The sequence below is a fragment of the Halorussus sp. MSC15.2 genome, assembly GCF_010747475.1.
Classification (GTDB): Archaea; Halobacteriota; Halobacteria; order Halobacteriales; family Haladaptataceae; genus Halorussus.
In genome coordinates, this window is the sequence record NZ_VSLZ01000002.1 from 590,001 (window position 1) to 605,142 (window position 15,142).

At 61.8% G+C, this 15,142-nt stretch carries 15 protein-coding genes; 4 read left to right on the plus strand and 11 right to left on the minus strand.

Annotation, left to right across the window (positions count from 1 at the left end; all coding sequences use genetic code 11):
• Window positions 1–37: 37 nt before the first annotated feature.
• Both FXF75_RS10100 and FXF75_RS10105 read left to right on the plus strand, forming a co-directional pair.
• A complete protein-coding gene (locus FXF75_RS10100) occupies window positions 38–988 on the plus strand; it encodes a M48 family metallopeptidase (protein ID WP_240334599.1) in 951 nt (316 codons plus the stop codon).
• Window positions 989–1,062: 74 nt separating this feature from the next.
• Window positions 1,063–1,662, plus strand: coding sequence for a plastocyanin/azurin family copper-binding protein (locus FXF75_RS10105; protein WP_163521743.1), 600 nt, complete (start codon window positions 1,063–1,065; stop codon window positions 1,660–1,662).
• Between the two features lie 27 nt (window positions 1,663–1,689).
• Here the strand turns inward: FXF75_RS10105 and FXF75_RS10110 are convergent, their stop codons facing one another.
• Window positions 1,690–2,412: a homing endonuclease associated repeat-containing protein gene (locus tag FXF75_RS10110; protein WP_163521744.1), complete on the minus strand. Its 723-nt coding sequence runs from the start codon at window positions 2,410–2,412 to the stop codon at window positions 1,690–1,692.
• Window positions 2,413–2,720: 308 nt separating this feature from the next.
• Between FXF75_RS10110 and FXF75_RS10115 the strand changes: the two genes are divergently transcribed.
• Window positions 2,721–3,179, plus strand: a complete 459-nt coding sequence (locus tag FXF75_RS10115) for a type IV pilin (protein WP_163521745.1) — start codon at window positions 2,721–2,723, stop codon at window positions 3,177–3,179.
• A gap of 2 nt (window positions 3,180–3,181) precedes the next feature.
• A complete protein-coding gene (locus FXF75_RS10120; protein ID WP_163521746.1) occupies window positions 3,182–3,688 on the plus strand; it encodes a type IV pilin in 507 nt (168 codons plus the stop codon).
• 170 nt (window positions 3,689–3,858) lie between these two features.
• On the opposite strand, the gene FXF75_RS10125 is transcribed toward FXF75_RS10120, so the two are convergent.
• The 10 genes from FXF75_RS10125 to FXF75_RS10165 all read right to left on the minus strand — a co-directional run bounded on the left by FXF75_RS10125 (window position 3,859) and on the right by FXF75_RS10165 (window position 15,062).
• Window positions 3,859–4,530 carry a DUF47 domain-containing protein gene (locus FXF75_RS10125; protein WP_163521747.1) on the minus strand — a complete coding sequence of 224 codons (672 nt, stop codon included), beginning with the start codon at window positions 4,528–4,530 and terminating at the stop codon, window positions 3,859–3,861.
• Between the two features lie 95 nt (window positions 4,531–4,625).
• Entirely contained in the window at window positions 4,626–4,769 is a 144-nt protein-coding gene (locus FXF75_RS10130) for a hypothetical protein (protein ID WP_163521748.1), read from the minus strand.
• 17 nt (window positions 4,770–4,786) lie between these two features.
• Window positions 4,787–9,451, minus strand: coding sequence for a fibronectin type III domain-containing protein (locus FXF75_RS10135; RefSeq protein WP_163521749.1), 4,665 nt, complete (start codon window positions 9,449–9,451; stop codon window positions 4,787–4,789).
• A complete protein-coding gene (locus FXF75_RS10140; RefSeq protein ID WP_163521750.1) occupies window positions 9,451–10,581 on the minus strand; it encodes a hypothetical protein in 1,131 nt (376 codons plus the stop codon). The genes FXF75_RS10135 and FXF75_RS10140 overlap by 1 nt, the downstream gene beginning before the upstream one ends.
• Before the next feature lie 19 nt (window positions 10,582–10,600).
• Entirely contained in the window at window positions 10,601–11,215 is a 615-nt protein-coding gene (locus tag FXF75_RS10145; RefSeq protein ID WP_163521751.1) for a hypothetical protein, read from the minus strand.
• Between the two features lie 73 nt (window positions 11,216–11,288).
• A complete protein-coding gene (locus FXF75_RS10150; RefSeq protein ID WP_163521752.1) occupies window positions 11,289–12,686 on the minus strand; it encodes a hypothetical protein in 1,398 nt (465 codons plus the stop codon).
• The gene (locus FXF75_RS23080) at window positions 12,673–12,801 is read right to left on the minus strand and encodes a hypothetical protein (RefSeq protein WP_275897402.1); all 129 of its coding nucleotides are present in this window, start codon (window positions 12,799–12,801) and stop codon (window positions 12,673–12,675) included. The genes FXF75_RS10150 and FXF75_RS23080 overlap by 14 nt, the downstream gene beginning before the upstream one ends.
• Complete coding sequence (locus FXF75_RS10155) at window positions 12,801–13,352, minus strand: hypothetical protein (protein WP_163521753.1); 552 nt, start codon at window positions 13,350–13,352, stop codon at window positions 12,801–12,803. The genes FXF75_RS23080 and FXF75_RS10155 overlap by 1 nt, the downstream gene beginning before the upstream one ends.
• Window position 13,353: 1 nt before the next feature.
• Window positions 13,354–14,316: a phage tail tube protein gene (locus tag FXF75_RS10160; protein WP_163521754.1), complete on the minus strand. Its 963-nt coding sequence runs from the start codon at window positions 14,314–14,316 to the stop codon at window positions 13,354–13,356.
• A gap of 110 nt (window positions 14,317–14,426) precedes the next feature.
• Complete coding sequence (locus tag FXF75_RS10165; protein WP_163521755.1) at window positions 14,427–15,062, minus strand: hypothetical protein; 636 nt, start codon at window positions 15,060–15,062, stop codon at window positions 14,427–14,429.
• Between the last annotated feature and the right edge of the window lie 80 nt (window positions 15,063–15,142).

Genomic DNA, 15,142 nt, shown 5'->3' on the forward strand with positions numbered 1-15,142 from the left:
CGTCATCTCCTTGCGCCTGCCGACCTAACTCTCACCCATGCGCCGAGTCGGTATCCGCGCCCTGATGGTCTTCGTCGGCGTCGCCCTGCTCGCCGTCTACGCGAGCGCCGCGTACCTCGGCTACCGACTGCTGGCCGCGGTCTGGTTAGCGCGTTCTGACCTGCTGGAGGTGGTCCTCTGGACCACCGGACTCGCGCTCCTCCTGAGTTACCTCAGTTATCGGTTCGGGACGATTCGACTCCTCTCGCAGGTCGAAGCGACCGACGTTCCGAGGAGTCGGGCACCGGCGGTCCACGACAGACTCGACAGACTCGCCGAGCGGATGGACGCGGGCCGACCCCGCCTGCTGGTCGGTCGCATCGGCGCGCCCAACGCGATGGCCCTCGCCGGGGTCCGGGGCGGCGCGGTCGTCCTCGACCGCTCGCTGTTCCACCTGCTGACCGCCGACGAAATCGAGGGATTGCTGGCCCACGAACTCGCACACCTCGAGAGTCGCGACAGCCTCGTCCAGACGCTCGGCTACAGCGCCGGGCAGTCGCTCGTCTGGGTCGTCGTCGCGCTCGCGCTCCCCGTCGTCCTCGTCGGGACCGGCCTGCGCCGCGCGTTCGACTGGATTCGGGGACGGCCGCCGTCCGACCCGCTCGCGCCGGTCGCGGCGCTCCGCCGCCGGGTCGCGCGGGTCGTAATGGTGGGGTTCGTCGCGCTCACGCTCGTGCTGCTCGCGCACTCGCGCAGACGCGAGTTCGCGGCCGACGAACGGGCGGCCGAGGTCACCGGCGACCCGCTCTCGCTCGCTCGCGCGCTCCGGAAGATTCAGCGGGCGACGAAGCCTCGCTGGGAGATGGCGTCGCCGCTCTACGTCAGCGGCGACGAGGAGGGCGCGCTGACGCGCCTGCTCTCGACCCACCCGGAGATGGACGACCGAATCGACCGACTGGTCGAACGCGCCGACCGCGAGCGCGGTGCCGTCTCCATCGAAGTTCGGTAAGTAGTGCCGTCAGGACCGATTCTCCGGTGCGGTCGGCCGTGCGCTTATTCCGCCTCGGACCCGTATCGAGGGCCATGAGACGGCGAACGTTCTTGAGCGCGGTGAGCGCCGTCGGGGTGGGCGGACTCGCGGGTTGTAACGCTCCGACGGGCGGTACCGAGACCGAGTTGGCAGACGGAACGGGGACGACTGCCGGTGGTGGTTCGGAGGCAGAGACGACTGCGGGAGGCGAAACCGCGACCGAACAGGAGACGCAGGGCGGCGCGACCGAGACGGTCCAGATGGTCACCGAGGGGAGCGAGTACTACTTCGACCCCATCGGACTGTTCGTGGAGTCCGGTGACACCGTAGAGTGGGTCATCGAGTCGGGCGCACACTCCTCGACCGCCTATGCCCAGAGCCTCGACTCCGCCGACGTCACTCGGATTCCCGAACAGGCCGAACCGTGGAACAGCGGTATTCTGACCTCCGCGGGCGCGTCGTTCAGTTACACCTTCGAGGTCACGGGGACGTACGACTACTTCTGCATCCCGCACAAGGCGCTCGGCATGATAGCGCGAATCGTCTGCGGTGAACCCGGCGACGTGGAGGGCGACCCGCCGGACGGCGACGTGCCCGCCGAGCAGGCCATCGTCGAACAGGGAGCTATCTCCTACAGCGAGTTTTCGGGGTGAAGCACTCGTCGTACGCTCGTCGGCGAATCACTCCTCGAAGTCGTCGAACGCCCGTTCGCGCGCGGCGGAGAAAGAGTCGAAGCGGTCGTAGTAGGTCCGTAGCGAGTACGACCCGTGTTCGCGCACGTCTTCGGTCGTCGGCGGTTCGCCGAGTTCGTCGGCGAGTTCGCGGAGGGCCGCGAGCAGGTCGTCTTCCGAGACGTACCGTCGGTCGCCGTCGAGGTCGGCCTCCGTGAGCGCCTGTCGCCACGACCCGAAGCGCCGGTGGTAGGTCACGGGGGCGTACTCGCCGTGGTCGTCCATCTCCGCGGCCTTGGGCGCGCGGCCGAGTTCGTCGGCGAGGCGTTCTATCTCTCGGAGGAGTTCGGACTCCGAGATACCGTCGTTGGTGTCGAGCATCGCCTCCTGTAGCGCGTTCGACCAACTGCCGAATCGGAGTTGGTAGGTCCGGTTGGAGTACTCCCCCCGCTCGGTCATGTCGCGCTGGGTCGGCGGCGTCCCCAGTTCGGTGTAGAGTCGCTGGAGTTCGGCCAGCAGTTCTCGGTCGGGGATGCGCTTGCTCCCCATCTCCTCGGGGTCGAGTCCGGCGTCCTCCAAGGCCTCGTTCCATCCCCCGAAGACCTCCTGATACCGCTCCGGCGAGAACTCACCCTCCTCGTGCATATCGACGACGGTGGGGGTCTTCCCGAGACGCGCGGCCAGCGACTGGAGCGCCGACCGAAGTGCCTCGGGAGAGACTTGCTGGCTCATCAGTTTCGAGAAGGGCACGCGCAGTCTTAAATTTGAACGTTCATACAATCGGTAGCGTTATAATGAAATCTACTTGTAACTTATCTCGGCGTATCAAATTCTATAATCCTGTTTTCAAGTAAGGAAGTATTTATATAGGGCGACTGTGAACGAGGCAATTAAGCACGTATCATCGATAGAGAATTGCCGGACTGGGGCGGCTTTGGCGCTCCCCCGCCGACGAATGTTCCTTGTTCGTCGGCTCTGATAAAGTATCCGGCCGCTTCTCAGGGATGATAACGTGCCGGAAAACGGAGAAATACGAACACATGAACCTCAAAGCACTCTTCGAAGACGACGGCGCAGTGTCGCCGGTCATCGGCGTCATCCTGATGGTGGCGATTACGGTGATTCTCGCGGCCGTGATTGGAACATTCGTTCTCGGTCTCGGTGACCGAGTGAGCGAAGCACAGCCTAACGCTCAATTTTCCTTCGAGTACAGCCAAGCTGAAGGGCATAACTGGGTCAACGTCACCCACGATGGTGGCGAAGGTGTCGAAGGAGACCAGTTGAAGATGGACGTCGGCGGTGATGAAGTCTGGACTCCCAGCTACACGACTACGGGTCGGGAAGTGGACGAGTGGTCTGGAAACAAGATAACTGCGGGTTCGGCCCTCAAGGTGTACGACGACAGTAACATTGGTGACGGGCAAACGGTCAAAATAATCTGGTCTGCCTCCGGCAGTGACAAGACCGCCGTTATCGGTGAATCCGAGGTCTCGTACTAACGATGGACCTGAAAAACGCCTTAGAATCGTTCGTTGGCGGTGACGAAGAGCGTGCCGTCTCACCGGTTATCGGCGTCATTCTGATGGTCGCAATCACCGTTATCCTCGCCGCCGTTATCGGTACGTTCGTTCTCGGTCTCGGTGACCGAGTGAGCCAGGCTCAACCCACTGCACAGTTCACATTTGATTACGCAAACAACGCAAGTGACCAAGCTGGTAGTACAGCTGACTACGTCAACGTCACCCACGATGGTGGAGATGGTGTCGAAAGTAGTCAATTGAAGATTACTGTGGATGACGTAACTGCGTGGGACGAAAACGGAATCAAGGGTGGAAATGGATTCGCCGAGCAGTCCGGATGGTCCGGAAAACTTACTGCAGGAAGTAGTATTTCAATCTACGACGATGCAGACGCCAAAATCGAAGACGGACAAACTGTGAAAGTTATCTGGACCGCTTCCGGTAGCGACAAGACGGCAGTCATCGGCGAGTCCGAAGTTAGCTTCTAACCGCCGAACACCTTTCGTTTTTGCGTCAGTTACTCTGCGTCCGGCAACCCCATTTTCTCAGTCGCGACTCTGACCCGCGACGAAGAATCTGCCGAGGAGATGGACTAACCGAGTACATCCTTTGAGTAAGTGGAGACCTCGAAACCGAGTGAAGTAGACTCTTTGACCGCTCAAACGCTTCCGCTACTCAGAAACAGCAGTTGGTCGCCGGCGTCCTCCACGGCGTCCATCGCGGTGTCCAGCGTCGAGACTAACTCCCTGACCACCAGCGCCTCGGCGGTGGGGAGCATGTCGAACGCCACCGAGAGGGCCTCGTGTTTCAGTTCGTCGCACTCGCTCTCCAGTTCGGCCAGTTTCTCGACGGACTCCGTCGCTCGGACCGCCTCGCGCTCGGCGACGAGACTCTCGACGTAGGCCGTCACGACGTCCGCCAGTATCGCCGACGCCTCGACGGTCAGCACCGCCATCTCGCGGAGCGTCGCACGGAGGTCGTCGGCCAGCGTCGGTCCCATCGCGTCGAGTTCTCGGACGAAGCGCTCGGCGCGGTTCGGTATCGCGTCGATAGCGGCGTAGAGTCGGGCCACGTCGTCGATTCGGAGGTACATCTCCGTGTAGTTCGGCGGCATCGCGTCTCGGACGACGGTCCGGAGTTCTCGGAGCGCGTCGTCGCAGGCCGATTCCCGCGTCGCGACTCGCTCGACGGCAGCTTCGAACGCTTCCGGGTTGGTCTCGTAAGCGGTGACGGCGTCGGGAAGGGCCGACGTCGTGTCGGTGACTCGTTCGAGGTACGTCTCCGTCAGCGCACAGACCGTCGTCGCGTAGTCGGTCCTCGCGGTCGTCATTGACGGAGGTCCTTCGAGAAGTTCCGAAAAGTCTTCTATGAAGGATACGTTCGTGAACGGAAGACAAATGTAGCGGTACGGTCGGGTACCGACCGCTACGACCGCCGGGAGACTCGATTGACGCGCTTGCGGAGTCGCTCGACTACTTCGCCCATCGTCTGGCGATTTCCGGCCTCAACCGTAATCTGGCGCGGTCCGTTCGAGACCGACTTCACTTCGACCGGAGCGTCGGTCGGCAAGTCAGTGCCGACAGCAGTTACACGCGGTCGCTCACGCTGGAGAGTCGGGATTGCAGGTCGTTGATGGTCTCACCCAGCGACTGCCGACTTCCCAACTTCAACATCACCTGTTTGGGCGTCTGCTCGATTTCCTGAACCTCCATCCGCTCTCCTTGCGTTGGCAAGTCCTCAAGTAGGAGGTCGTCGACGAGCGACCGGCTAGCCTCGGTTTTCGGCACCGTCACTGTCGCCTCCCACAACGGTTCTTGAACTCGCTGGACGAGGTAGAGTGCCGCGTTCTTGCACGCCTGATTCGTCGTCAACCCAGACACAGTTCGTACGACCGTGTTCGGGTCCGAACCGGCGGAGGACGCCGTATACGACCCTTCTGTTTTAAACTTGTAGTCGATTTCGTACGTCGTGTCCGTACTCGTACTCCCGCCGTTCGAACCCGACACGAGTTTGATTTGGCCGTTCTGGCGGTCCAGTTTGTAGTCCTCTTGAACCGTGTAGACCGTCCCCGTCGACGGATTTCGAACGATATCCGTTCCTGGAACGAACCCGGATTTTGCGAGATTGACCCACGTATCGAAACTCGGCGCACTGAACTCCTCGCTCTGGACGGGTTGGGCAGCACCCTTGATAACCGCTTTGTCGTACTGACTGCCAGATTTTTTCGTCACTGAGTACGAAATTAAGCTGTCATCACCAGTTGCCGTCCGCTGTCCGGGTTCGGTCCACTCTACCCGCCACCCGTTCTGATTGCGCTGGAGTTCCCAGATGAAGTTCCCGTAGTCCGCAATCTGATTCAACACTTTGCGGAGTTCACCATCGTGCTTCTGACCGTCCAGTATCGGCGTATCCTCTAAGTCCGCATAGAGGGTGAACGACTCGATTCGTTGTGACTGGAATCCCTGTGTCGGTGTCACGCCCGACCGGCTACCGTCCCGGCCGACCGTCCCCCGCCACTGTATCGCAGTGCCAACCGACTCGAACGGCGTCGAAAACGACTCCGTGTTCGAACTCGACGACCACGACCCGGCCGTATCGTTCCGAATCGCAACTGCTTGATTCCCAGAAACACGATTGTAGTCGGCAGTAATTTTACCGCCCGTTACTTGGTAGGCAGTCTCGACTCCGTCGAACACAACTTCCGCCCCATCCGGATACGTTTCCGGCCCGGCGAGTGCGTAGTTGCTGTCTATGGTGTTGTCGTAATTGTACGTGAAACGATCGTCGGCTGCGCCGAGAATATCGACATACACGTCGTCGGTCGCCGTCCCCTTTTCCACGATTCCAATTCTGACTGTATATTGGGTCCCGGCGGAGAGCGTCGTGGAGTACGACCCGTCGAGCCACGTCATGTTGTTGGTTAATCCGAAGCCCTTTACGGTACCGAAGACCTCCGTACCGTCGATTTGGACCGATATTGCGTGTCCATCGTCGATGATTTTATTCGGATTGCCGAGACGTACGAAGATGTTAGACGACGGGATGTCGTAATCGGGGGTAAACGTAACTTCGACGTAGTCACCTTCCCCGCGGAGTCTGATTGCCTCGCCCTTGTCGTCGTACGCATTGCTAGAGAAATGAGTCGAGTCCTGGTAGTAATCTCCAGTGTATGATCCATCAACACTCTGAATAGGCCAGCATGACTGGTAGGCCTCGACGCCGCCGTTCACATTCTGATAGGGGTCAGACGCCGTCCGAGAGATTACCGAGTCGAACTCACTGTCAGTATCTGCGGACTGCATCTGCGTATCCCCTTTTGTTTTCGATGCTGGATTATCGACGTTCGCGGTGTAACTCGTCTGATTCGTAATTAGGTTATCGGCAGCAATGTGGGCCGGAGTATCGTCGTATTCAGCCTGCACGCGGTCCTGAAGCTCACTCCCGCCCCTACCTTCAAGGACAGTCCGCCCCTCCTCCATCCGGACGTTGATGAGTTGGTCGATGGGGAGAATCTGGCCGTCCTGCCACACACTCAGGGAGGCCTCCTCGAACGCTTGCGCCTGCCACTTCTCGTCACGAGGGACGGGAATCTCCACCCGCGGATAGTCGTTCAGGGCGGGCGTGAACCGGGGGTCGTCGAGAAGTCGGGGCCGAAGCGTCTGCCCACTCGGGTGCTCGATTTCGACGGTCCATCCTGACGCCCCTGTCGCCTCACGCGTCTCTGAGGTGGCGTCGGTCGTTACCGAATTCGTTGCCCCGCTCGTGTTTGAGGCGTCTTCCGTGTAGGCCTCGAACCGGTAGCGGTAGGTGTTCCCCGGACTGCAGGTGTCGTCCGTTCCTGAAGTCGTGTTCGGAGCGAGGTCCTCGACGACCTGCCACGGTCCCCAGCCGTAGTCGAACTTCCGTTGACGTTCGACACGGACGCCGTCTTCATTGTCGGCGTTATCTGTGAACGAGTAGTCGATAGCGGTTCGTGGGTTCGTCGAGGATAGCGACGCTGACGGATTTTTCGGCGAGGGGAAGTTTGTGACGATGCTTTTTGTGGCCGTCCAAGCGCCCGTAACGTGCTCGGTTTCAGCTCTGAGCCTGACGTCGTACTCTTCGCCATCTTCGAGGCCGGTGATGGTCGTGGATGTCGTGGACTGCGAGACTGTCGTGTGCGCGGTCCACGTCGACGCCGAGGACTCCCGATACTCGACGCGGTAGTCACCGTTGTCGATGACGTCGCCCCAGGACACGCCGATTTCGTCTTCGATACCGTTATCCAGCGATGGCGCGGAGACGTCCGGCAGGACGGTCGTCGCCGTCTGAGCTGCCGACCAAGAGACCGCGTCCTCAGTTCGTGCACCGACGCGGACGTCGTACTGTTCGCCGTCGAGTAGGCTGGTGGTACTCATCGAAGTCGTTCCAGCGGCGACGGTCTTGTCCTCGACCCACGTGCCGCCGTCGTGAGCGACGTGGATGACGAACTTGTCCTCGTTGTCCGAGTTGTCCGTGATAGCGAGGTCGAACTGGTCGCCGCTCACCGAGACGCTGTGGAGCGCCGGCGCGGGCAAGACCGTCGTCGCGGACGATTGGCTGGAGTCCGCCGACATGTGGTCGGTCCGCCGCCGAACCGTGTAGTGGTATTGCTCGCCGTCGTCGATGCCGGTGTCGGTGTAGCTCGTTTGCGAGAGGTCGGAGATGGTGGCGATGTTCGACCCGAGGGTGCCATCCGCCGACCGACAAATCTCCACAGTACCATCCGTCGAGTTGTCGGCAAGAGTATAGTTGACCGTGATTTGGTCTTCGGTGCTGGCGTCGAGCGAGTCTAGCGTGGGCGCGGGGAGTTGGGTGATGGCGACGTCGTCACCCGAAGGCTCGTCCTCAGCGCCGCCATATACGGGTGCGACCCGCCAGTGGTACTCTTCGCCGTTCTCCAAGCGCGTGTCCGAGTACGTCGTGGTGCCAGCGGTGGGCGTCGCTATGCGGGTGTAGTCGGACAGAGACGTGCTCGACGCTTCAGCGCGGTAGACGTGGTACTCGTCTGCGTCGCGGTTCGAATCCCACGAGAGGTCGACTTCAGTCCCGGAGACCACCGTCGAGGTGAGGCCGGACCCGTTGGTCGAGACCGTGGCGGAGGTCGCCCACGTCGACTTGTTGCCACCGGAGGTTTCAGCGCGGAGACGCCACTGGAAGGTGTCCGCAGACTTCGATATCGTGGCCTGGTAGCTCGTCGTCCCTGCGGGGATGTCGGTGACGTAGGCCCATGCGCCACCGTCGACGGACTTCTCCAGCCGGTGGTGAGCCTCAACGCTGGAGTTATCCTGGAACGTGATGGTGGCCGCGGTCGGGGAGTCGATGGACTGTTGGATGTTCGATGGAGCATTGACGCTGGTCGTCGCGGACCCCTCGTTCGACGGCTGGGACTCAGTCGCGTCAGTAGCCGCCGTCACCCGGTAATAGTACGTCTGGTCCTCCGACAAGCCAGTGTCCCTGTATTCAGCCACGTCCGCGCCGACGCTGTCGACGAGCGTGTAGTCCGAGAGACTCGACCCAGACGACGTACTCCGATAGATATTGAACCCCGTCTCTTGACTGGAGTTGTCCGTCCACGTCGAGTAGGTCTCCCCGCCGGTCTGAGTCTGCGATGTGGACAGACTACTGGGCGCCTCCAGCGCCCCTCCAAGATAGAAATCGTCCTGCCAGTTGTCCAGATTCTCGTTCATGTCGGAGCCGAACGCCCCAACATGAAGCGTCGTGATTTCTGACGCGGCACTGTTCTCAAACGCGATGCCGGTGGCGGTCGCGCCGCCGTTGTTCCAATCGACGCTGTACGTCGAATTGCCCCAGTCGATAGTAACTTCAACCGGATACCAGACTTCGTAATTGCCGGATGCGAGCTGGACCTCCGTCCCGCCGTCGCGGTAGACTACGTCTGGGTTTGTCGTCCCAACTGCGAATGAGATGTTGCCGTCGCTGTCGGTCGCCCAGCAGCCGACGCCGCCCTGGCCGTTCGAGACTTCCCGGTACGCCCACCGGACTGTCGTGTAGCCGCCTGCTGAGAACGTCGACGTCTGAAACCCGGGCGTGAATTCATCCGCGCCTTGTGAATGGCTCAAACTGTCGATAGCGCTCAGGTTGTAGGAGATGGAGCCGTCGTAGGAGCTTTCATTAGCGACGAGGCCGTCCGCGCCGTTTAGTTCAGTCCAGCCGCTGGGGACGTCGTTACCGTCTGATTCGTTCTCGAAGCTATCGCTCCACTGAACCATCAGGCACGCACCTCCTCGCGAGCGATGAGTCCCTGCTCGCTCTGCGGCTGGTAGTCCTGACCGTCCGCGACGGGCGACAGCAGGTCCTGCAATCCGCTCGGGGTCGGCGGTGTCTCGCCCGTTGGGACGGTCCACTGCGGCCACTGCCAGCCCCGCTTCACGCTCATGTCCAAGTGGAAGGGGGAACTCGACGATGAGGAGTTGACGAACCGGCACTGTACGGTGACGCGCGTCGGACTAATCCGCGTGATATCCCACGCGTCGAAACTCCAATTCGAAGTCCCCAGCGCCACGCTCGACCACGACGACGTCGAGGAGTCCCACGACTCGACCGAGAGACCCGCCGACGCGTCGAGGTGGACCCGAACCAGACTGTTGTCCACGACCGGCACGCCGGAGAACTCGTGGGCGGTCGAGAAGGCTCGCTGCCACGTGTTGAGGGCGTCTCCGTCGTACTTCGCTCGACTGTGGTCGTCCCAGATAACGACGTCTGCTTTCCCTTCGTCCGCGTACGGAAGGTCGTAGACGAGCGTCGCGTCGTCGAACGGAGTATTGCGGCCGCCAACGACGTTCACGTCTCCGTGTTCAGCCGCTCGGGTTTCGACCGTCGAGACGGGTTCGGTCTGCCCGGTCTCGCGGTCGAACCATCGAACGTCGGTCGCTTTCGCCGGAATCCCGATGGAAGCGGTCTGCTCGTTGCCGAAGTCGTTCTCGACCTGTACGACCGCGGTCTCGACTGCGCGTCGGTGAGACTCGCGGGTCCCCGCCCTCGACATCGCGCCCTTGAAGGCGACCACTCCGCCTTCTCGCGGGTCGAGTCGCCGCACGTCGAGGGTCTCGGGCGTGTAGTAGCCGTCGACTGGGGTCGACCCGTCCGCGGCCGCGTAGCCGACCGCTTCGAACTGACTGGCCTCGAAGAGTTCGGCGAGTTCGGTCGCCATGAGTTCGGCCCGGACGCCGCGGTACTGCCCCCGGACCTGTCGCCGGTCGGGGTCCGTCGAGAGCGATTCGACGACTCCGACGTCTTCATCGAGGACGCCCTGTTTGCTCGTGTTTCGCTTGGTTTTCGTTCGGGCACTCGTCTGGCTATCCGCCGGTATCGTGAGCGTGTAGAGTTTTCTATCTGTCATGTGTGTGGTGGTGTGCGTCTCAGTAGTCGTTTCGTCGCTTCGCGTCGAGGGGTCGCGTGAGGTCGGCCGTCTCGACGCAGGTAAGAGACCCGTCGTAGGTCGAGGGGCGGTCGGTCGCGTAGGCGTTCTCGGGTCCCTTCACGACCACGTCGAGGTGGTCCTCTCCGAGCGCCGACGTGTCCCAGACGCCACCCGCGGTGTACTGGCCGACCTCCAGTCGCGCGGGGTTGGTGCTGTCTACTCGACCGGCCGAGAGGTAGCGGTCGAGCATCTGCATCTGGGTCACTGGGTCCTCACCGGTCGCGTCGCCCGGCGTGAGCGTGGACGCGTTGCCGGTGTTGCCCCACTGCTCGTCGGACCCGCGCCACCCCGAGAACGAGATATCGACCACGTGGTCGCCGGTCCCGGCGTCGAGGTGGATTCCCTTTCGGGTCGATTCGCCCGCGTCGAGCAGGCCCGCGAGCGCGGTGTTGGCTTTACTTCCCTGTCCGCCGACGACGAACTCGGTGCGGACGCTGAAGTCTATCTCCACGTCGCGCATCACGAAGACGCCCTCCTCGGGCGTGCCGTCGCCGTCGATGTCCACGTTCGGTATCGTCAGCTTCGCTCCGTTGACTGGTGGTTGGGTGCTCATGGTATGGAATCACAACTTTGCCCGCCTCTCGGCAGGGCGTACGAAAAATGGTCTCAGTGACTGGGAGACTCCGCTAGAACGGTGACGGTCGCGGACCGACCCGGTTCTCCATCTCCCGAATCGCTTCCTGCTTCGCCTCCTCGATTTTTCGGTCCACGTCAGCTATCGAGGAGGGGTCTACTCTGACTTCCTGATTGACTATCTGTGGGCCCGAGCGGGCTCGCTTGTTCTCCTTCGCACGATTCTTCGGCATCGAAGTGTCGGTGTCATCAGTCACCGAGGCATCGACGGGTTCGAGTGGCGCAATGGGGAGTTCGCCGTAGCTTGCCGTCCCAGAGCCGGACGTGAGACCGGTCGACTCCGAGGAATTGGTGGCGATGCTGTGAGCTGAATCCATTCCTCGTTTCATCTCGGTGATGTTGGCCCTAGACGAATTAGTGGATGACTGGGTAGTCACAGTGGCCGATTTCGACTTCTTAGACGAAGTGAAGAACTTTTTAGTTATGGCACCACCTGCGGGTTTTCCTGCCATCTCACCAATAATACTTCCAGCAATCGCACCGACTGGGTTCCCGCCGGTAGCGACAGCACCGAGGCCACCACCCAAGAGACCACCGACCAATCCTCCAGTTACCCTCCCCATCTTTATCTTCATCTTACGTTCCGAGATTTTCCCGGTCTCCTGTTTCCGATAGGCGTTCTTCATCTGGTTTGCCCACAATGCGATGTCGAGTACGCCGGGCAACGACCTTCGCATAACGTCGTCGACGAATTTCTTGGACCGGCCGACCGCCCCAGCGATTTTAGTACTGAACCGCCCGATAAAGTCTGCCGATTTGATGCTGTGTGCCCACTTTACGATGTCCTTGGGGGTTCTACCGAATGGAATGAAACTTCGAATCTGTTCCGGCAAGCCGATTTCCGATAGTTTGCTTTTGACTTTCTTTCGGATACCCATCTCTGACAGTTCGCTGTTTGAATCGAACCAGTTCCCCGAGAGAACTCCATCGGTTTGTTTCCCCAGACTGAATTGGTTGAGGGCCCCTTTCGCCTTTGCCAAGGTATTCGATGGTGTATTCTTTATCGTGTCATACACCTCTTCCTCGAGCTTTGCTCTTCCATCCTCGTACTTCTTCAGTCCATTTCCTAACCACTCCCCGACTTTCGTACTATCAGACCCTTCGAACGAATTGACAATGTAGCTCGGTTTGCCGGTCCCGGAGGTGAAGCTCAAGCCATCTGAGTGCGACTGATAGACCCGCGTTGGATTAAGGGTCTTACCGAGACCTGACGACAGGGTGTGAGGGCTCTTTTCGAGCTCACTGGCCGTTTGTAGTGCAGTCGTTTTGTACACCTGGCGCAGGCCTTTCGAGAACCACGGTTCCGTGTCCGTACGTTCCTCAGTTCCGTACGAGTCCTCAGTCAAGTGATACGGACTGTTGACGCTCCCACCACCGCTATACAGTTCCATCGTTCACGCCTCCCATCGCTTCCTTCTCTCTGATGACCGGCAGTGCGGCCATGAACAGTTCGAGGTCCCGAGAGGAGTACTCCCGGACCTCGCGCGGGTCGTGGCCCCGGTACATCAGGACTGCTCTGGCGTACTGGAGTCGCGCCCGCTCCGGCGCTTCTTTGCCTCGACCCGCGCGGCGAACGAGTTTCCCGTGTCGTGGTCGAGCGTCGTCAGGTCGTCGATGCGATGCTCCAGCCACGCGGTGAACTGCGGCGGGAGGCTCCGGACCGCCCGGACCTTGGTCTCGAACTCGTGGCCGTCGAGGAAGGGGGCCTCCTCGATTCCGGCGGCGCACCAGAACGGCGTGGCGAGACCTTCGGGTGGGCCTTCCGCGGGGTCAAATCCGACCTGCTGGCGTTGGGCGGCCCGCACCCGGTCGAGGACCCGGCCGCGCTCGCCGGTCGTGAGTCCGCCGATACGGACCGTCGAATCGTCGAACTCCTCGCTGGCCCAGTGCAGGCCCGGGAGGAACTGGCTCTCGATTTGGTTCGCCTCCATTACTGCCTCCTCGTGTTCGACCGACTCCTCGTCGGTTTCGGCGACGACTTCCGCCAGTTCGTCGAGTTTAGCGTCGAGGCGGTCTCGCTCCTCCGCGAAGTCGATTCGGGTCTCGTTTCGAGTCACGTTACCGGGCCTCGCTCTGGTCGGACTCGGCGGTGGCCGTGACGCTGTTCACGACGTAGGAGGTGTTCTCGACCGCGTCGGCGTCGAGGTCGCCCCACTGCTCCCACGAGTACGAGTCGGGCGTGACGCCCGAGAGGTCGTAGGTCATCGCGGTCGCGTCGGGCGAAGTGAGCTTCAGCGTCGCCGAACTCGCGCCCTCGACCGCGGCGTCGGGGGCCGACGAACTGCCGTAGGCAAGTTCGAGTTGGTTCGTGTCGGTCACCACGTCGCGAACGTCCAACGTGGTCTCGACCGCGCCCATCACGGCCGCGACCGGGTGGCGACTCATGTCGGTCTGTGGCCGTGCGCCGGTCTTCAGCGAGAGCTTCGCCTCCTTGACACGGTTGACTGTCGTCGAGTCCGGTATCGACAGCGACCCGCCGTGGAACCGGAGCGGGGTCGCCTGTTCGCTGGGCTGGGAACCGGGCGTCAGGCTCGCGTTCTTCTGCTCGTCACCGTAGAAGCCGGTCAGTGTCACTTCGACCGGTTCGCCCGCCTTCAGGCTGACCTGCATGTCGCTGAAGACGACACCCATCAGCTCGCGCTCGGCGGTCGCTTGGCTGTAGTCGATACCGGTGTACCAGCGGGAACTCTGGACCTCACCGGGCTGAACGGCCCACTCGTAGGTGTAGGGTGCGCTGGTCTCTCCGCCGGCGGTCGGCGCGCCGCCGAAGACGTGGTTGCTCCACCACGGGTTCCCCAGCGTGAACGAGACGGTTATCGCGCCCGAGAAGTTCCCGGCGAGCGCCTCGGTCGTCTCGGCGTCGCCGGGAGTTCGCATCCGTCGGAGCGCGTTCTCGAGGCGTACGTCTTCGACCACGCAGTCGAGACCGGGAATCTTGTAGTCGGTGTCGGTCGGGGTGCCCATGTAGTCGTCGCTCGGTTCGTGCAGGTACGCGATTCGTGTCGTGCTTCCGGTTGGCATTGTGGAAAATCGAGTCGATTCGTCGTTCGGTCAGAAGTCGATGCCCGACGCCGCTGGCCCCGGCGAGAAGCGATAGTCTCGGAGGAGAGCGCCAGCGGGGAGGCGGTCGGTCACCGGTCGCCGGACTCGTCGTCCGCGCGACGGAGCGCGACCGCCAGCGCTCGCCGGTAGATAGCGGCGTCGTCGTGGTCCTGCAGACCGGGCCGGGACTTGAACTCGCCCACGGCGTACTGGAGCGCGTCCGAGTCGTGGGTCCACCGTTCGACGCGCGACCGCAGTGTCGAGTCCTCGGCGTCGCGGTACTCGTCGCGGAGCGTCTCGATTGCGGTCGAGAGGTTCGCGGCGCGCTCGACGGCGGCGGACTTCGAGACGCACCGCAGTCGAGTCCGGTGGTCGGTCGCGCCGCACTCGCAGATGCGGCGGGGTCGGCGTATCGAGCTGTGGCCGACCGGCGCGACGGCGTCCGTCGTTCTGTCGGTCGGCAGGGACCGTGCGGAGACACAGTCGCGGTCGGCCGCCCGTCGGTTCCACACCTCGTCGATCTCGCGCACCACCGCGAAGCAGTTCGAACAGATGCGATAGTCCCGTTCGACCACCTCGAAGATGGCGTCGGCGATGCCCGTGGCTGTCGAGGAGTGGCAACCTTCGGGGGTCGTCCGGCGTGTCGCCCCGGAGGCAGGGACCTGCTGGTCCGAGTTGGCGGCCGTCGACTGTCCTCCGTCACTTTCAGGTTGGCTTCCGTTCATATTAATGGGTTTTCGGCACCGCGAGGGTGCAACCGTACTCGGTTCGGGGACCGTATTAACGAGTTTTGGAATTTCACTTT